We start from the raw sequence: 18,540 nt of genomic DNA, 5'->3' as shown, positions 1-18,540 counted from the left end.
CCTGGCGGCGGGGCGGCCCGCGTGCTCGCGCTGGCCGCCGTGCTGCTGCTCGCGGCGGCGGGCTGCACCTCCTCCGGCGGCCACGACGGCGACCGGTCGGCGGCCCCGTCCGGCCGAGCCTCGGGTGCGCGCTGGCAGCCGCGGCCGGGGGTCGCCTGGCAGTGGCAGCTCAGCGGCACCGTCGACACGTCCGTCGACGTACCGGTCTACGACATCGACGGCTTCGAGAACGGCGCCGCCGCCGTCGCCCGCCTGCACGCCGACGGGCGCAAGGTGGTCTGCTACGTCAACGCCGGTGCGTGGGAGTCCTTCCGGCCGGACGCGAAGGACTTCCCCGCGGCGCTGCTGGGCCGCGGCGACGGCTGGGACGGCGAACGCTGGCTGGACGTCCGCGCCCTGGACCGGCTGCGCCCGCTGATGGCGGCCCGGTTCGACATGTGCCGCGCCAAGGGCTTCGACGCGGTCGAACCGGACCTCCTCGACGGATACGCCAACACCACCGGCTTCCCGCTGACGGCCGCCGACCAGCTGGCGTACAACCGCATGATCGCCGGGCTCGCCCGCGACCGCGGGCTCGCGGTCGGGTTGAAGAACGACCTCGACCAGGTGCCGCAGCTGCTGGGCGACTTCGACTTCTCGGTGGACGAGCAGTGCGCGCAGTACGGCGAGTGCGAGCGGCTGTCGCCGTTCGTCGCGGCGGGCAAGCCGGTCTTCCACGTCGAGTACGAGCTCGCGCCCGCGGAGTTCTGCCCCGCGGTGCGCAAGCTCGGCTTCAGCTCGATGCGCAAGCACCTGGCGCTGGACGCCTGGCGCGAACCCTGCTGACGCCCGCCGTCAGATCAACCGCCAGAGGTGGTCGGCGGAGCCGTTGTCGGTCCACTGGGTGACCTGGGCGCCGTCGGCCTGCGACATGCCGTCGACGGCGAGCACCTTGCCGGAGCGGACGTTGACGATCTTCGACCAGCCGTCGCCGTTGTCGGTGATGCGCCACAGGTGGTCGGGGGTGCCGTTGTCCTGGTACTGCTGCGCGTGGGCGCCGTCGTCGGTGCTCTGGTCGTGGACGGCGAGCACCTTGCCGCTGTTGCGGTTGGCGATCCGCACGGTGCCGTCGCCGTTGTCGAGCAGCGTCCAGACGTGGTCGGCGGTGCCGTTGTCGGTGTACTGCGTGACCTCGGCGGTGTCGGCCAGCGACATGCCGGAGACGGCCAGCACCTTGCCCGAGTTGCGGTTCTGGATGCGGTGCCAGCTCACCGTGGACGGAGCGGGCGGCAGCAGGAGCGCGAACATCCCGCCGACCACCGGCCGGTCCTGGAAGCCGCGTTGGGCACCGCTGGCAACGACGTACCAGTCGCTGAAGGGCACCCGCTGCGGCGAGGTGTTGGCGAAGTCGTAGACGCCGTTGACCAGCCGGTCGCGGGTGGTGCCGTGGTCGGCGAGCCAGGCGGCGGTCCACAGCTCCCAGTCGCCCTTGGTGTAGTCGTTGCGCGGGTCGAGGACGACGCCGTAGGCGCCGGCCTTCGCCAGGTACCAGGCGGCCTCGCGGGCGGCGGTGCCGACGGGGACCAGGTCGAGACCCAGCAGCCGGTCGGGGAAGCCGTTGTACTTCAGGCTCCAGGTGCCGTCCTGGTCGTAGGCGAGCTTGAGGTGCGCGCCGGAGGAGTCCTCGGCGAGCGAGGTCCACCGGCTGACGTAGCTGCGGGCCAGGGTGCGGTAGTGGACGGCGTCCGCGGTGCTGCCGTGCACGGCGGCGACGACGCCCATGGCGCCGATGCCGACGATGCCCTTGAGCGCGAGGTTGGCGCTGTGCGCGATGAAGCCGGTGAAGTCGTCGGTCTGGTTCTGGAAACCGGGGTCGAGGGCGTTGGCGGCGAGGTACTCGGCCCACTGGCGCAGGATCGGGTAGTGGGCGTTCGCGAAGGAGGCGGCGTCGGCGGCGGGCAGCCGCTGGAGGAGGGCGGCGGCCATGATGAGCATGTTCGCGGACTCCTCGACCGGCATGTCCTCCTCGTTGCCGTCGTTGTGCCCGGTCGCGTTGGGGTAGCCGGAGCCGAGGTCGTGCTGGGCGAACTCCTTGGGCCAGCCCCCGTGTTCCGCGTAGTCCAGCAGCGGTTCGAGCAGCAGTCGCAGGTAGCTGGGCGAGAGGTAGAGGTAGGCGGGGAAGGCCGGGTAGGTGACGTCGATGGTGGACATGTTGCCGTCGGAGGAGATCTCCTTCAGGAACGCCCACGGGGAGCCGCCCCGGTCGACCAGTTCGGTGCCCGCCACCGCCTGGCGCAGCGCGAGGGCGCAGACGGCGGCGTAGTGGTCGCCGGTGGCGCCGCCGCCGGCCGCGGCCGCGGCGTCGTTGCGGATGCGCGCTTCGAGCGCGGTGGCGGCGGTCAGTGCGGCGGCGCGGTCGGCGTCGAACCAGCCGACCATGTCGGTCCAGGAGCCCCAGTAGTGCGTCCACCACGGCTGCAGCTGGGCGCCGAGGTAAGTGACCGCGGGGGTGCGCACGTGGCCGACGGTGACGGTGAACTCCGCCGACGGTGTGCCCGGGTTGACGGTGCCGAAGTCGCGGTTGAGGCCGAGTACCGGCCAGCGGTCGCTGATGGCACGGGGTTTGGCGCTGTCGACCGACCCGTCGAGCCGTCCGGCGGACACCGAGGCTGCGCGCACGACGGTGTCCTGGCCGATCTGCGCGGTGACCCCGGTGCCGCCGGGCGCGGCCAGCACCAGCCGGCCCCAGGACGCCTGGTCGCCGTGCTCCTGGAGCACGCCGGGGGTGGCGGGCTGCGCGCTGAGCACGGTCATCCGGCCGGCCTGCTGGAGGTCCCAGGTGATGGGGGTGGCGGTGTCGCCGTGCACCCACTCGCCGGACACGTCGACGTGGACGTCGACGGTGTGGGCGCGGCCGTCGGTGCTGGCGGCCTGCACGGTGACGTAGCTGAGCGGCACCGACTGGCGCTGCAGGTTGCCGAGGTCGACCGGTGAGAAGAAGGTGACGGTCAGGGTGACGCCGCCGCCGGTGAGGGTGTAGACGGAGCGGGTCGCGGTCAGTTGCAGCGACACCTGCTGCATCGCGGTCAGCGCCGGTCCTGCGGGCAGCGCGGGGGCGCCGGCGAAGACGTAGGCGGCGCCGTCGATCCTGGCCAGGCCGCACAGCGCGGTGACGTGGCCGTTCCAGAAGGTGGGCCAGGTGCCGGCCAGGCTGTCGGCGGGCAGCCAGGTCGACAGGTACATCGAGCGGACGGCCAGCGGCACGGCGGGCGGCCGGATCGGGCCGAAGGTACTGGCGGCCGGGGCGAGGCCGGGGGCGGCCTGCGCGTGGGCCGGGGCGGCGGTGAGGGTGAAGAATCCGCCGGTGGCGGCGGCCGCGGTGAACGCGCCGCCCCACTTGAGAAGGTCGCGCCGCCCGGGCCGGGGCGTGCGGGGGTCGTCGGATGTCACGGGGTTCCGTCCTCGGGGAGGTGTGGGGTCGCGAGGGGGCCGGGCGGCGTGGCGGGGGGACGGCGGTGGCTCAGAGGAACTGCCACAGGTGGTCGGCGGTGCCGTTGTCGTCGAACTGCACGACATGGGCGCTGTTCGCCGTGGACATCAGGTCGACGCCCATCACCTTGCCGGAGTTCTGGTTGCGGATGCGGAACCAGCCGTCACCGTTGTCGACGAACTGCCACAGGTGGTCGGCGGTGCCGTTGTCGTCGAACTGCACCACGTGCGCGCTGTTGGCGGTCGACATCAGGTCGACGCCCATCACCTTGCCCGAGTTCTGGTTGCGGATGCGGAACCAGCCGTCACCGTTGTCGACCAGCTGCCACAGGTGGTCCGCGGTGCCGTTGTCGTCGAACTGCACCACGTGCGCGCTGTTGGCGGTCGACATCAGGTCGACGCCCATCACCTTGCCCGAGTTCTTGTTCTTGATCCTGCGGTAGGGGGCGGGGGCCGACCACTGGTGGCCGGTGGGCGAGGTGGTGGGGAAGGCGGAGATCCGCAGCCGGGCAGCGCCCATCGGGATGAGGGAGACGGTCTCGACGGCGGCGGTGCTGCGGGCCGGTGAGTCCTGGAGCGGGGTGACGACGTGCTGGCTGTCGGCCTGCCACTCGGCGATCTTCCGGGCGGGGGCGGTGATGCGCACCGGGGTGCCGCCGTGGCTGAACGGGTCGGCGGGCAGCGATCCGCCCGCGCGGGTGAAGGTGGTGCTGCCGGCGTCGAGGGCGAGCCCGTAGTTCCAGGCGGCGGAGGTGTGCACGGCGTACTCGGGGAACTGCGAGCTGCCGCCGGTCTGCACGTAGCTCTCGGCGAGGTCGAGGGAGTAGCTGAGCGGGCCGTGGTCGATGCCGGTGGCGCCGTGGTTGCCGGGCCAGGTCCTGGTCGTGGTGGTCTGCGGAAGCGTGATGACGACGGAGTCGCCGTTGTTCCAGGTGCGGTTGACCACGGTGAAGGCCGGTCCCGCGGGGGCGGTGACGGCGGCGCCGTTGACGGTGACGCGGGGGCTGCGGCACCAGCCGGGGATGCGCAGGTACAGCGGGAACGCGAGCGCCCCCGGGGTGCTGACGGTCAGCGTGACGGTGTCGGCGAAGGGGTAGTCGGTGGTCTCGGTGATGGTCACCTGGGTGCCGCCGGCGACCTTCGCGGTCACCGTGCTGGGTGCGTACATCGCGGCGGCCAGCCCGTGGTCGGGGGTGGCGAGCCACAGCTCCTCGGTGAAGTACGGCCAGCCCATGCCGTAGTTGTGCGGGCAGCAGCGGTACTGGTCGACGCCGGGCAGGTAGGCCTGCATGGCCCAGTTGTTCTGGAACTGCCCTTGCGTCTTGGCCGAGTTGTCCAGGTCGATGCTGTTGGCGCTGGTGATGTAGTGGATGGCCTTGCCGGACGGGTCGAGGGAGGCGGGCAGCGAGTTGAAGGCCAGGTCCTCGCAGCGGTCGGCCCACACCGGGTCGCCGGTGAGCCGGGTCAGCAGCTGGTGGCTGGCCATGAACTCGACGATGCCGCAGGTCTCGAAGCCCTGCCGGGGGTCGCCGAAGCCGGGCCTGGCGTTCTCGTCACCGGCGAACCCGCCGCCGGGGAACTGCCCGTAGGCCGTCATCACCGCGGTGTAGTTCTGGTACGCCGCCTGGGTCAGCGCGGTGGACGGCGAGCGCAGCGCGTACTGCGCGGGTTCGCGGAAGCCCTGGGCGACGTTGACGTTGTGCAGGGTCGGCAGGTTGTTGACCCAGTTGGCGCCGCCGGCGTGGATCTTGTCGGCGAGGTCGAGCAGGAAGGCGTCGCCGGTGCGGTTGTAGAGCCAGAAGACGCTGTCCAGGCCGTCGCCCCAGCGGACCGACACCCAGCTCTGGTTGAAGGCCCCGGGTCCCTGGGCGTTCATGTAGCGGAAGAAGGCGGTGAGCATCGGCACGATCCTGCTGTCGCCGCTGTACTCCTGCCAGTTGCGCAGCGCCCAGGTCAGCGGCAGGTAGGGCCAGAAGTCGGGGCCGCCGCCGAGCGAGGTGCGCAGCGCCGTCGGACCGAAGAAGCCGTCGGACTTCGCGGTGGCCAGGATCGCGTCGACCCAGCCGCGCACGGCGGCCAGCGCGGTGCCGTCGCCGGTGAGGATCGCCAGGTCGACGTAGCCGCGCAGCCAGTACGGGACCTCCTCCCAGCCGACCTTCTCCGGGTGGACCCAGCCGGTGCCGTCCATGGCCAGGAAGTGCGAGGTCGAGGCGTACTGCCCGCACAGGCCGGCGAGTTGCTGCCGGAGCCGGCCGTCGAGCCAGCCGCGGGCGGTGACCGCGCCGGGCGGCAGCCGCAGGAAGGCGGTGGGGGCGAGCGGGGCGGCGTTGGGGCTGTAGAGGCCGCCGGGGGCGGGGGCGACGCGGGTCGAGGCACGGCCCGCGTCCCCGCCCCCGGCGGCGGCACCGGCGGGCGCGGCCGGTAGCAGTGGGAGAGCGGCGCCCGCGGTGAGTGCGGTGGTGACGAACTGTCGGCGGTTCAGGGGCATGGGGGGTGGCCTCCTGTGCTTCACGTTCTTCCAACGTTGGAAAGAGCGATGCCACCCGGCATGACAGCACGCGCCGGGAGCCATGTCCATAGCTCGCACAGAAGTCGTCACAAGTCCCACCCGTATCCGGAAGACCGCGGCACCTCACGGTGGTTGACGGGTTTTCGAAACTCTCGACGGCCTTCTTGTGGCGGCCGGGGGGCGCATATATAACGTTGTAAAGCCGCGCCCCGGGAACCCCGTTCCCACCCTCCCGCGCGTCGCCCCGGACCACTCGTACGACCGACGGACCACCCCCGTCGAACCAAGGAGTGTCGTGAGCATGACCAAGCACAGAACCCGCACCCTGGCCGCCGCCTGCCTGCTGCTCGCCACCGCCGGCCTCGCCGCCAGCGGCTGCTCCAAGTCCGAGGGCGACGACAAGGCCGCCGCGCCCAGCAGTTCCTCCCAGGACGCCGCGCAGCAGCAGGTCACCGAATCGGCCACCGCGGCGGCCGACGGCTGCACGCTGACCGCCTACGGCGCCCAGAAGCTGGATCTGAAGAACGCGGTCGTCGGCTTCTCGCAGTCCGAGAAGGAGGACAACCCGTTCCGGATCGCCGAGACCAAGTCGATCAAGGACGAGGCGGCCAAGCTCGGGGTCAAGAAGCTGCTCACCACCGACGCCCAGTCCCAACTGCCCAAGCAGATCAGCGACATCCAGGACATGCTCAACCAGGGCGCGCAGCTGCTGATCGTGGCGCCGCTCAACTCCGACGGCCTGGAGCCGGCGTTGCAGGCCGCCGCCGCCAAGCACGTGCCGGTGATCACCATCGACCGCAAGATCAACGCCACGTCCTGCAAGGACTACGTCACCTTCCTCGGCTCGGACTTCGTCAAGCAGGGCCAGCGCGCGGCCGACGCCATGATCAAGGCGACCGGCGGCAAGGGCCAGGTGGCGATCCTGCTCGGCTCGTCGGGCAACAACGTCACCACCGACCGCACCAAGGGCTTCCTCGACGAGATCGCCGCCAAGGCGCCGGGCCTGAAGGTGGTCGCCCAGCAGACCGGCGACTTCACCCGCGACAAGGGCCAGCAGGTCATGGAGCAGCTGATCCAGTCCAAGCCGGGCATCACCGCGGTCTACGCCGAGAACGACGAGATGGGCCTCGGCGCGGTCACCGCGCTCAAGAGCGCGGGCAAGAACCCCGGCAAGGACGTCAAGATCGTCTCGGTGGACGGCACCCGCAACGCCGTACAGGCCATCGTCGCCGGCCGGTACAACGCGGTGATCGAGTCCAACCCGCGGTTCGGGCCGCTGGCCTTCGCGACCGCGCAGAAGTTCTACGGCGGCGAGGCGATCCCCGAGAACGTCATCATCTCCGACCGCGCCTACGACGAGACCAACGCCAAGGACTCGGTGGCCGGGGCCTTCTGAGCCGGCCCGCACCCCGACACCCGGAAGGCAAGGCCACCGACATGGCACCACCAGAAGCCGCAGCGGCGCAGTCCGCCCCGCCGGGTCCCGACGGCCCGGGGGACCCCGCGGCCCCGCCGGCACCCGTCCTGGAGGCGGTCGGCGTCAGCAAGCGCTTCCCCGGTGTGGTGGCGCTCGACGACGTCTCGTTCACCCTGCGCGCGGGTGAGATCCACGCGCTCGTCGGGGAGAACGGGGCGGGCAAGTCGACGCTGATCAAGATCCTCACCGGCGTCCACCGGCCCGACGAGGGCGAGTTGCGGCTCGGCGGCGAGCCGGTCGCCTTCCACCGTCCGCACGAGGCGCAGCAGGCCGGCATCTCCACCATCTACCAGGAGGTGAACCTGGTCCCGCTGATGAGCGTGGCCCGCAACATCTTCCTGGGCCGCGAGCCACGGACCCGGCTCGGCCTGGTGGACTTCCGCCGGATGCACCGGGAGACCGCGGAGCTGCTGGGCGGCTTCGGCATCACCGCCGACCCGCGGCGGCCGCTGCACACCCTGGGCATCGGCACCCAGCAGATGGTCGCGCTGGCCCGGGCGGTCTCGGTGCGGGCCAGGGTCGTGGTGATGGACGAGCCCACCTCCTCGCTGGAGCCGCGCGAGGTCGAGACGCTCTTCCGGGTGACCGGGGACCTGCACGCCCGCGGCATCTCGCTGGTCTACGTCAGCCACCGGATGGACGAGCTGTACCGGATCTGCGACCGGGTCACGGTGCTGCGCGACGGGCGGCTGGTGCACACCGGCGACCTCGCGGACACCGACCGGGTGCGGCTGGTCTCGATGATGCTCGGCCGCGAGCTGGCCCGGGTGCGCAAGGAGGCCGCCGAGGGCCACGACGACGGCAGGACCCCCGCGGCGGAGCCGGTGCTCACCGCGACCGGGCTCAGCCGCCGGCACCTGCTCGACGACATCGGGCTCGACCTGCGGCCCGGCGAAGTGCTGGGCCTGGGCGGGCTGCTGGGCTCCGGCCGCACCGAGACGGCCAAGGCGCTGGCCGGGGCGCTGCCGCTGGACGGCGGCGAGATCACGGTCGGCGGCCGGCGGCTGCGCCGGATCAGCTCGGCCGCCGCGATCCGGGCCGGCATCAGCCTCCTGCCGGAGGACCGCAAGGCCGAGGGCATCGTGCCCGGCCTGTCGGTGCGGGAGAACATCGTGCTCGCCGCGCTCCCCCGGCTGTCCCGGTTCGGCTTCATCTCCCGGCGCAAGCAGGACCGGGTGGTGGACATCTTCATGAAGCGGCTGCGGATCAAGGCGGCCGGCCCGGAGCAGAAGGTCGGCGAACTGTCCGGCGGCAACCAGCAGAAGGTGCTGCTGGCCCGCTGGCTGTGCCTGGAACCGCGGGTGCTGCTGCTGGACGAGCCGACCCGGGGCATCGACGTCGGCGCCAAGGCCGAGGTCCAGACGCTGATCGACGAGCTGGCCGCCGAGGGCCTGGCGGTGCTGCTGATCTCCTCCGAGCTGGAGGAGCTGGTGGAGGGCGCCGACCGGATCGTGGTGCTGCGGGCCGGCTCGGTCGCGGGCGAGCTGACCGGCGACGACGTCACCGAGGGCGGGCTGCTGACCGTACTTGCCGAGACCGCACCGGACGCCGTGCCGCAGCCCGCGCCGGAGGCCGGCGACCCGCCGGACGCCCCAGCCCAAGCCGAGGCCGAGGCCGAGGCCGAAGACGCGCCCGGCGCCGAGGGCGAGCCCGACGGCGTACCCGACCCGCGCAAGGAGGACCCCCGATGACGTCGTTCGCGCTCCCCCGCGGCCTGGACCGGCCGCGGCTCGCCGACGCCCTCCAGCGCTACGGCGTCTACGCCGCGGTGCTGGCGCTGCTGGTCTTCAACGGCATCTTCACCGACCACTTCCTGACCGCGGACAACCTGCGCACCCAACTGGTCCAGGTCTCACCGGTGGTGATCGTCGCGCTCGGCATGGCGCTGGTCATCGGCACCGAGGGCGTCGACCTGTCGGTGGGCTCCACGATGGCGCTGTCCGGCGCGCTGCTGCCGCTCTACCTCGGCTACGGGCTGCTGCCCTCGCTGCTGGTGGCGCTGCTCGCCGGGGTGGTGGTCGGGCTGGTCAACGGCTCGCTGGTGTCGCTGGTCGGCCTGCAGCCGATCGTCGCCACCCTCGCGCTCTTCGTCGGCGGCCGCGGCCTGGCCCTGGTCATCGCCGACGGGCAGCTCAAGCAGATCGAGAACACCGACCTGCTGAGCCTGGGCACCGACAGCGTCCTCGGCATCCCGGTCGTCGTCCTGATCGCCGGAGTGCTGGCCGCCATGGTCGCCGGGCTGGTCCAGCGCACCACCTTCGGGCGCCAGCTGGTGGCCGTCGGCGGCAACAGGAGGGCCGCCGCGCTGGCCGGGCTCCCGGTCCGGCGGGTACTGATCGGGGTCTACGTCATCTGCGGGGTGCTGGCCTCCCTGGCCGGCGTGCTCGCCACCGCACGGCTGACCGCGAGCGACCCGTCCTCGCTCGGCAACCTGATGGAACTGTCCGCGATCACCGCGGTCGTGGTCGGCGGCACCCCGCTGACCGGCGGCTCGGTAAGGGTGCTCGGCACCGTCTTCGGCGCTCTGCTGATGCAGCTGCTGCACGCCACCCTGGTCACCCACGACCTGCACGACTCCACCGCCCAGATGGTCCAGGCGGGCATCATCCTCGTCGCCGTCTACGTCGCCCGGGAGCGCAGAGCCCGATGAAGTCCCTCGCCGATACCGCGCTGCCCGCACCCGCCGGGCCGCCGCCCCCGCTGACCGTGACCGCAGAGCCCCGCCCGAGCGGGCGGCAGCGCGCGGCGGAACTGCTCCAGCGCCAGGGCGTGCTGGCCGTGCTGGTCCTGCTCTGCGTCATCTCCTCCTTCCTCTTCGACTCCTTCGCGACCCTGGACAACACCCGCGGCGTCACCATCCAGGCGTCCTTCCTGTCGATCGTCGCGCTCGGCATGACGCTGGTGATCGTCACCGGCGGCATCGACCTGTCGGTCGGCTCGGTCTTCGCCCTGGGCGGGGTCGTCGCGGCCTGGGCGTCGCAGTACGGCTTCCTGCCCGCGCTGCTGCTGCCGCTCGTGGTGTGCGGGGCGATCGGCGCGATCAACGGGCTGCTGGTCGCCAAGGCCGGGATGGCGCCCTTCATCGTCACGCTGGCCTCGCTGCTCGGCGCCCGCGGGCTGCTGCTCGCGCTGACCCACGAGGGCGCCAAGACGTATCTGGTGCCGCGCGGCTCGGCCTTCCAGAAACTCGGCGGCGGCGCCGTGTGGGGCTTCGGCTACCCGGTGCTGATCGCGCTCGCGCTGTTCGGCCTCGGCGGTCTGCTGCTGCAGCGCACCTCCTTCGGGCAGGCGCTGTTCGCGGTCGGCGGCAGCGGCGACGCGGCGCTGCTGATGGGCCTGCCGGTGGCCAGGACGAAGGTGCTGGTCTACACGCTCAGCGGGCTGCTCGCCGGTTTCGCGGGCGCCCTGAACGCGGCCCGGCTGTCGTCGGGGGTGACCATCATCGGCGTCGGCATGGAGCTGGACGCGATCTCCGCGGTCGTCATCGGCGGCACCCTGCTGGTGGGCGGCGCGGGATCGGTGTCGGGCACGCTGTGGGGTGTCCTGCTGCTCGGCGTCATCCAGAACCTGATCAACCAGATCGGCTCGCTCAACTCCTCCTACCAGTCGGTGGTCAGCGGCGGCTTCCTGATCGTGGTCGTCGTCGCCCAGCGGTACCTGTCGGCGGCCAGACGCGGCACCTGAGGACACCGGCCGCGTACCCGTACCGGATACGGGACCGGCACACTGAGGCCGGAACCGCCGTGCCTCCGCAGGACGGCCGAGGGAAGGAACTCCGTGGGCGCCAGCCTCAAGGACGTCGCGCAGCTGGCCGGCGTGTCGGTCAAGACCGTGTCGAACGTGGTGAACAACTACCCCCATGTCACCCCAGCGATGCGGGAGCGGGTGCAGCGGGCCATCGACGAGCTGGGCTACCGGCCGAACCTGACCGCCCGCCACCTGCGCAAGGGCAGGACGGGCATCATCGCGCTCGCCGTGCCGGAGCTGGGCAACCCGTACTTCGCGGAGCTGGCCGGCGCCGTCATCGACGCCGCCGCCCGGCACGACTACACGGTGCTGCTCGACCACACCGCCGGCCTGCGCGAGAAGGAGGTGCTGGTCTCGCAGGGCTTCCGCGCCCACGTCATCGACGGCCTGATCCTCAGCCCGATCGAGCTGGAGGCCGACGACCTGCTCGGCCGCCCTGGTGACGCGCCGCTGGTGCTGCTCGGCGAGCGCGAGTACGACGCGCCCTACGACCACATCGCCATCGACAACGTCGCGGCCGCCCGTACCGCGATCCGCCACCTGGCCGGGTTCGGCCGGCGGCGGATCGCCTTCCTCGGCGCGCGCAGGGAGATGGCCAGGCAGCCCGCCCACCTGCGGCTGCGCGGCTGGCGCGAGGAGCTCACGGCGGCCGGGCTGCCGCACGACGACTCCCTGGTGGCGGCGACCGACGCCTACGGCCGGTGGGACGGCGCCGCCGCGATGAACGCGCTGCTCGACCGCGGGGCCGAGCCTGACGCGGTCTTCGCCTACAACGACCTGATGGCGCTCGGCGCGATCCGGGCGCTGGTCGAGCGGGGGCTGCGGGTGCCGCAGGACGTGTCGGTGGTCGGCTTCGACGACGTCGAGGAGGGCCGCTTCTCCACGGTCGCGCTGACCACCGTCTCCCCCGACAAGCAGGCCATCGCCCGGCTGGCCGTCGAGCGGGTGGTGGCCAGACTGTCCGGCGCCCCGCAGTTGCAGCCCGAGCGGATTCACCCCGGCTACACGCTGGTGGCGCGGGAGTCCACCGCGCCGCGCACCGGGTGAGCGCGGCCGCCGCCGCACGTACGCTGCCGTACACCTGCCGTTTTCCCTCCTGACCCGCCGAACGCCGAGGACCGCCGATGCCCGCGCCCGTACCGCACTGCTCCCCCTTCGGCAACGCCCCCGACGGACAGCCGGTGGAGTGCTGGCGGCTGGAGTCCGCGGCCGGTGTCGCCGCCGAGATCCTCACCTACGGCGGCACCCTGCACGCGCTGCACGTGCCCGACCGGGAGGGGCGCAGCGACTCGGTCGTCCTGTCGCTGCCCGACGTGGCCGCCTACCACGGCAGCCCCTTCTTCGGGGCGCTGGTCGGCCGCTACGCCAACCGGATCGCCGGCGCCCGCTTCCTGCTCGACGGCCGGCTGCACCGGCTGCCCGTCAACGACCGCGGGCACACCCTGCACGGCGGCCCCGACGGGTTCCACCACCGGCTGTGGAAGGCGGAGCCGCTGCCGGGGGCGCTGCGCCTGACGCTGCACAGCCCGGACGGCGACATGGGCTTCCCCGGCGCGGTGGACGTCAGCGCCACCTACGCGCTCGGCGCGGACGGGACGCTGGCGCTGTCGTTCGAGGCGCGCACCGACCGCACGACGGTGGTCAACCTCACCAACCACGCGTACTTCAACCTGGCGGGTGCCGAGCCCGCCGAGCCGGCCGGGGCTTCCGGCGCTTCCGGCGCTTCCGGCGCTTCCGGCGCTTCCGGCGCTTCCGGCGCTTCCGGCTCGATACTGCGCCACGTGCTGCGTGTCGACGCCGACGCCTTCCTGCCGGTCTCCACCGAGTCCATCCCGTGGGGTCCTGAACAGCGGGTGGCGGGAACCCCGTTCGACTTCACCACCGCCCGCCCGATCAGCGAGGGCCTGCGCGTGCCCGACCCGCAGGTCAAGTCCGCCGACGGCTACGACCACTGCTGGGTGCTGCGGCCGCCGGCGAACCCCGAGGTGCCGCGGACCGCCGCGGTGCTCCACGACCCCGGCAGCGGCCGGACGCTGGAGGTGCGCACCACCGAGCCCGGCATCCAGGTCTACACCGCCAACCAGCTCGACGGCTCGCTCACCGGCCCCGGGGGCCGCAGCTACGGGCCGCACGACGCGGTGTGCCTGGAGACCCAGCACCTGCCGGACTCGCCGAACCACCGCGAGTACCCGTCGACCGTGCTGCGGCCCGGCGAGGTGCTGCACAGCCGCACCGAGTTCCGCTTCCCGCACCTGGCCGGCAGCCGCCCGTGACCGATCCCGCGCCCCTGCTGGTGGTCGACGGGGCGAACGTCGTCGGCTCGGTGCCCGACGGCTGGTGGCGCGACCGGCGCGGCGCCGCGGCCCGGCTGCGCGACCTGCTGGTCCCGCTGGCCTCGACGGGCCTGCCCGCAGCCGCCGGCGCCCCGCCGTGGGCGGTGGGCGTGCCGCTCGACGTCGTGCTGGTGACCGAGGGCGCGGCCCGCGGGGTGCCGCCGGTGCCGGGCGTCAGGATCGCCGAGGCGGCCGGCAGCGGCGACGACCTGATCGCCGACCTCGCGGCGGAGGCGGCGGGCCGCAGGTGCCTGGTGGTGACCGCGGACCGCGGGCTGCGCGCCCGGGTCGAGGCGGCCGGCGCGACGTGTGCGGGGCCGCGCACGGTCCGCCCGCGCTGAGCGGGCGGCGCTCACCACCGCCACGTCCGATATCCGCTAGCCCGCGGTATGGAAGCTGGTCATACTGGACGCATGACGAGCGAGGACAGCAGGTACGAGGCGGTCAGGAGCCGGGACGCACGCTTCGACGGGGTGTTCTTCTTCGCCGTGTCGAGCACCGGGATCTACTGCCGGCCCAGCTGCCCGGCGATCACGCCCAAGCGCGCGAACGTGTCCTTCTTCCCCACGGCGGCCGCCGCGCAGGGCGCCGGCTTCCGTGCCTGCCGCCGCTGCCGGCCCGACGCGGTGCCCGGCTCGGCCGACTGGAACGCCAGGGCCGACGTGGTCGGCCGGGCGATCCGGCTGATCGGCGACGGGATCGTGGACCGGGAGGGCGTCGCGGGCCTGGCCACCCGGCTCGGCTACAGCGCCCGCCAGGTCCAGCGGCAGCTCAACGCGGAGCTGGGCGCCGGACCCATCGCGCTGGCCCGAGCGCAGCGCGGCCACACCGCGCGGGTGCTGCTGCAGACCACCTCGATGCAGGCGGCGGAGATCGCGTTCGCGGCCGGATTCGCCAGCGTGCGGCAGTTCAACGAGACGATCAGGGAGATCTACGCGGCCACCCCGACCGAGCTGCGGGCCGCCCGCCCGGGGCGCGCGTCCCGTACGCCCGGACCCGGCGGCGGCCACGGCGCGGCGACGGGGGTGCCGCTGCGGCTCGCCTACCGCGGCGCCTACGACTGCGCGCAGGTCTTCGACCACCTCGCCGCACGTGCGGTGGGCGGCGTCGAGGAGGTCACCGGCGGCCCGGGCTCGCGGACGTACCGGCGCACGCTGCGGCTGCCGCACGGATTCGGTGTCGCCGAGGTCGCGGAACGCCCCGGCCGCGGCGGCTGGCTCGACTGCCGGCTGCACCTGGGCGACCTGCGCGACCTCACCACGGCGACGCAGCGGGTGCGGCGGCTGTTCGACCTCGACGCGGACCCCTACGCGGTCGCGGAGCGCCTCGGGGCCGACCCCGAACTGGCCGGGTCCGTCGCCCGGCGGCCCGGCCTGCGCGCGCCGGGCACCACGGACCCGGAGGAGTACGCGCTGCGTGCGGTCATCGGCGACGCGGCGCGCTCCGCCGAGGTCGCCGCGGCCTACGGTGCGCCGCTGGCCGCGCCGAGCGGCGGGCTGACCCGGCTCTTCCCCCGCCCCGCCGACCTCGCAGAGGCCGAGCTGACCGAGGTGGGTGCCGCGGTGCGGCCCGTCCTGCGGGCGGTGGCCACCGCCCTGGCCACGGGTGGCCTCCGGCTGGACCCGGGGGCGGACCGGGACGAGGCGGAGCGCATGCTTCTGGCGGTGCCCGGGGTGAGCCGGCGGACGGCGTCCGCGATCCGCATGCGCGCGCTCGGCGATCCCGACGTCCTGCTCCCCCCGGCCTCCGCACCGTCCCCCCACTGGCGCCCGTGGCGCACCTACGCCACCCACCACCTCTGGTCCGCCCCCCGCCCGGCCCCCTCGGCCTGACCCCGGGGCCTCCCCTCGGCGGGTGGTTGAGCGCGCAGTTCCGCCCCCAGCAGCCCTGGGGGATTGCCCCTTGCGCTGCGTGCTTGCCTGCGGCCGCGTCGTGGCTGGTCGCGCAGTTCGCGGCGCCCCTCTTGGCCTGCGTCCTCCAACGCCCGGCACTCGCCCCCGGCAGGGGCTCGCCCTCTGCGCAGAGGGCGACCGTTTTTCAGGCGGCGCTGGGGGTACCCCCAGGCGAAGCTCTGGGGGCGGAACTGCGCGCCCAGCCCGGATGGCGGGAAAGAAAGCAACGCCACCGCAGGGGGCAATCACCCAGGGGCACTGGGGGTACCCCCAGGCGAAGCTCTAGGGGCGGAACTGCGCGCTCGGCCACGACGGCGCCGCAGTCGAAGCACGCACCGCAAGGGGCAGGACCTGAAGGGGCGCTGGCGGTACCCCCAGGCGAAGCTCTGGTGGCGGAACTGCGCGACCAGCCACGACGGCGGATCAGGCGAGCGCGCAGCGCAAGTCGCCCCCCGCAGGCGCGGAAAGCCCCACCTGGAGAAGGTCCGGGAACGGGCGGGGGCCGCCCGTCAGGGGCGGCGCAGAGAAGCGCGCCGCCGGCGCTCCTCCTCGAAGAGCCGCAGGAACTTCTGCGTGCTCTCGTCCGCCTCCTCCGAGGACGCGTCCTCGTCCTCGCGCAGGATGCCCTGCTCGCGCAGCTCCCGGTCCTGGACCATGACCGGGGGTACGGGGTCGGGGTCGGAGGGGCGCGGCCCCTCGGGGCCGTCCGGGCCGACCCGGACCAGGCGTTCGACCCGCACGATGCGGAAGTGGCGCCCGGCGACGTCGAGTTCGTCGCAGCGTTCCGCGTCCAGCCGGTCGGCCGCGTCGTTGTGGACTGACCGCTGCTCGGCCGTCAGGTCGCGCTGCCACGGCACCATGACCCGCAGCTGCATCGCCAGCCCGTCCCGCGCGGACTGCGGCGTCGTCGCGGTGCCGCTGGAGCCGGGCCGCCACTGGTCGCCGCCCTCGCGCTCCGCGGTCATGAAGGTGGCGGGCAGCAGCACCCCGCCGGGGTACGCGGCGGCCGCGGCCCGCGCGTCGTCGCGGACCTCGCCGGGCACCGTCCCGTGCTTGCGCAGCGCCGCGAGGAGTTCGGCCTTGAGGATGCCCTCGGAGACCCCGGTCGGGTCGTAGGGGTCGATGACCAGGCCCGCGGCCGGGTCGAGGCCCTCGTGGGACTCGCCGGGCTCGCTGGGGTCGGGGTCGGTGACCCGGGGCGGCTCGGGGCCGTCGGGTCCCATCCGTATGAAGCGCTCCGCGCGCACGACGCGGTAGCGGCACCCGCACACCGTCAGGTCGTTGAGCGGCTCCCAGTCCAGCAGCTCGCCCGCCGCCTGGTATTCGGCGGCCTGCCGCCGCTCGTCGGTCTCCTTGGCGACCCGGCGGAAGTACGACCCGAGGCCGTCCCTGGCGTCCTGCGGGGCGAGCCCGCTGAAGTACGGCTGGAGCACCCAGCCGCCGGCCGGTCTCTCGCGGGCGACTCCGAAGACCGGGCCGCCGGCGAAGAGCATGGAAGGGAACGTCTTGCGCGCCTTCCACGCCTCCACGTCGGCGAGCGCCGCAACCGGGGACTCCGGGGCGGTCACCCGGATGGTCTGGTAGACGGTGGCATCGTCGCCGGAGTACTCCATGGCACCAGCATGCCCATCCGTCGCGCCGGTCGGCGGCGGTTCTGTGAAAGGCGCAACCGGCGGCCCGCCGTGTCGTACCCTGCGCGGCCCCGGGGCGGGTCCGCAAGGTCCCGCCGTCCGCCCGAAGAGCGGGGCCGATGGCATCTGGTGCGTGCGACAGCACGGCGGAGGCTCGTCCTCGTAGCGGGCCTGCTCGGACGAGCCCGACAACGCCGGGGGCACCTCCCGCCGAAGGCAGGGGGAGCGCGCGCGTGCCAGGCACCGTCGGCCGGACGGGACCTTGCGGACCCGCCCTAGGCCTAGGGTGCGTCCGCCAGCATCTGGCCGATGCCCTCGGGGGAGAGCAGGTGCTGCACGGCGAGCCGTCTGGCGCCCTCGATGCCGGCCCTGCGGCCGAGCAGCGTGGTCTCGATGGCGACGGTGCGGGTGGCCAGCGGCAGGGCGCGGCGGTAGACGGCGGCGCGGATGTCGGCGAGCAGGTCGTCGTGCAGGCTGGCGATGCTGCCGCCGAGCACGATCGTGTCGGGGTTGTAGAAGCTGACCAGGGAGGCGATGACGTCGCCGAGCCGCTGCGCGGCGAGCCTGACCTGGCGGCGGGCCAGCGGGTCGCCGGCCGCGACCAGCCGGACGACGTCGGCGGCGTGCTCGGCGGGCAGGCCCGCCTCGCGCAGCGTCGCGGCGATGGCGGCGCCGGAGGCGACGGCCTCGACGCAGCCGGTGTTGCCGCAGCGGCACAGCACCTCGTCGTGCCCTGGCACCCGGATGTGCCCGATGTCGCCGGCCGCCCCGGTGGCGCCGCGGTGCACCACGCCGCCGGAGACGATGCCGCAGCCGATGCCCGTGCCCACCTTGACGTAGAGCAGGTGCGCGGCCGCCGGGCGGTGGCCGTACTCGCCCAGCGCCATCATGTTCACGTCGTTGTCCGCCAGGACGGGTGCGCGGTAGCGGTCGGCGAAGAAGGACGGCACGCGGTAGCCGTCCCAGCCGCGCATGATCGGCGGCCGGATGACCGTACCGGTGCTGGCCTCGACCGGTCCCGGCAGCCCGATGCTGATCGCCCGCACGTGGTCCGCGGGGTGGCCCGCGCTGTCGAGGAGCCGGCTGAGCTGCTTGTGCAGGCCGGTGAGCACCGCCTCGGGCCCGTCGTTGATGTCCAGGTCCTCGGTGGCCTCGGCGAGGACCGTGCCGCCGAGGTCGGCGACGGCGACCGTGCTGTGGGTGGCGCCGAGGTCGACCGCGCACACCACGGCGCCGGCGGAGGCGAGCTGCAAGGTGAGCGGCGGCCGGCCGCGCTCGGTGGCCACCGTGCCGGTCTCGACCAGCAGGCCCTTGGCGATCAGCAGGTCGACCCGCTGGGCGACGGCGGCCCGTGACAGCCCGGTCGCGGTGGCGAGTTGGCTGCGCCGGGTGACGCCGCCGGCCACCAGGCCGGCCAGTTCGCTGAGCGCGGTCAACTGCCGGTCGCTTGTCGCGGTCACCGTGGGGCTGCCTTTCGTCGGGC

Annotated in this window: 13 protein-coding genes; 9 read left to right on the top strand and 4 right to left on the bottom strand. The window is 73.5% G+C overall.

Annotation, left to right across the window (positions count from 1 at the left end; genetic code table 11):
- The first annotated feature begins 21 nt into the window (after positions 1-21).
- The gene (locus tag NFU81_RS35105; protein ID WP_251499498.1) at positions 22-825 is read left to right on the top strand and encodes an endo alpha-1,4 polygalactosaminidase; all 804 of its coding nucleotides are present in this window, start codon (positions 22-24) and stop codon (positions 823-825) included.
- 9 nt (positions 826-834) lie between these two features.
- Here the strand turns inward: NFU81_RS35105 and NFU81_RS35100 are convergent, their stop codons facing one another.
- Together NFU81_RS35100 and NFU81_RS35095 are read right to left on the bottom strand one after the other, a co-directional pair.
- On the bottom strand, positions 835-3,429 hold the full coding sequence (locus tag NFU81_RS35100) for a glutaminase domain-containing protein (protein ID WP_251499493.1): 2,595 nt from the start codon (positions 3,427-3,429) through the stop codon (positions 835-837).
- Positions 3,430-3,499: 70 nt separating this feature from the next.
- Entirely contained in the window at positions 3,500-5,956 is a 2,457-nt protein-coding gene (locus NFU81_RS35095; RefSeq protein WP_251499490.1) for an RICIN domain-containing protein, read from the bottom strand.
- Between the two features lie 322 nt (positions 5,957-6,278).
- Here NFU81_RS35095 and NFU81_RS35090 point away from each other — a divergent pair, with 322 nt between their 5' ends.
- The 8 genes from NFU81_RS35090 (at position 6,279) to NFU81_RS35055 (ending at position 15,366) form a co-directional block, all read left to right on the top strand.
- Positions 6,279-7,373, top strand: a complete 1,095-nt coding sequence (locus tag NFU81_RS35090) for an ABC transporter substrate-binding protein (protein WP_251499488.1) — start codon at positions 6,279-6,281, stop codon at positions 7,371-7,373.
- A gap of 41 nt (positions 7,374-7,414) precedes the next feature.
- Positions 7,415-9,145, top strand: a complete 1,731-nt coding sequence (locus NFU81_RS35085) for a sugar ABC transporter ATP-binding protein (protein WP_251499485.1) — start codon at positions 7,415-7,417, stop codon at positions 9,143-9,145.
- Positions 9,142-10,104: an ABC transporter permease gene (locus tag NFU81_RS35080; protein WP_251499482.1), complete on the top strand. Its 963-nt coding sequence runs from the start codon at positions 9,142-9,144 to the stop codon at positions 10,102-10,104. Before NFU81_RS35085 ends, NFU81_RS35080 begins: the two co-directional genes overlap by 4 nt.
- Positions 10,101-11,138: an ABC transporter permease gene (locus NFU81_RS35075; RefSeq protein WP_251499479.1), complete on the top strand. Its 1,038-nt coding sequence runs from the start codon at positions 10,101-10,103 to the stop codon at positions 11,136-11,138. The genes NFU81_RS35080 and NFU81_RS35075 overlap by 4 nt, the downstream gene beginning before the upstream one ends.
- Positions 11,139-11,231: 93 nt before the next feature.
- A complete protein-coding gene (locus NFU81_RS35070) occupies positions 11,232-12,248 on the top strand; it encodes a LacI family DNA-binding transcriptional regulator (protein WP_251499476.1) in 1,017 nt (338 codons plus the stop codon).
- A 77-nt stretch (positions 12,249-12,325) separates the two neighbouring features.
- Complete coding sequence (locus NFU81_RS35065; protein ID WP_251499474.1) at positions 12,326-13,474, top strand: aldose epimerase family protein; 1,149 nt, start codon at positions 12,326-12,328, stop codon at positions 13,472-13,474.
- The gene (locus NFU81_RS35060) at positions 13,471-13,875 is read left to right on the top strand and encodes an NTP pyrophosphohydrolase (RefSeq protein WP_251499471.1); all 405 of its coding nucleotides are present in this window, start codon (positions 13,471-13,473) and stop codon (positions 13,873-13,875) included. The genes NFU81_RS35065 and NFU81_RS35060 overlap by 4 nt, the downstream gene beginning before the upstream one ends.
- Positions 13,876-13,947: 72 nt before the next feature.
- Positions 13,948-15,366 carry an AlkA N-terminal domain-containing protein gene (locus tag NFU81_RS35055; RefSeq protein WP_251499468.1) on the top strand — a complete coding sequence of 473 codons (1,419 nt, stop codon included), beginning with the start codon at positions 13,948-13,950 and terminating at the stop codon, positions 15,364-15,366.
- A 569-nt stretch (positions 15,367-15,935) separates the two neighbouring features.
- On the opposite strand, the gene NFU81_RS35050 is transcribed toward NFU81_RS35055, so the two are convergent.
- Together NFU81_RS35050 and NFU81_RS35045 are read right to left on the bottom strand one after the other, a co-directional pair.
- Positions 15,936-17,039, bottom strand: coding sequence for a DUF5954 family protein (locus NFU81_RS35050; protein WP_251499464.1), 1,104 nt, complete (start codon positions 17,037-17,039; stop codon positions 15,936-15,938).
- 299 nt (positions 17,040-17,338) lie between these two features.
- Complete coding sequence (locus NFU81_RS35045) at positions 17,339-18,517, bottom strand: ROK family transcriptional regulator (protein ID WP_251499462.1); 1,179 nt, start codon at positions 18,515-18,517, stop codon at positions 17,339-17,341.
- Between the last annotated feature and the right edge of the window lie 23 nt (positions 18,518-18,540).

The organism is Actinacidiphila cocklensis (assembly GCF_907177275.1).
GTDB lineage: Bacteria > Actinomycetota > Actinomycetes > Streptomycetales > Streptomycetaceae > Actinacidiphila > Actinacidiphila cocklensis.
Note: the sequence above shows the minus strand (reverse complement) of the source record. Positions and strands in the feature narration are given on the sequence as shown.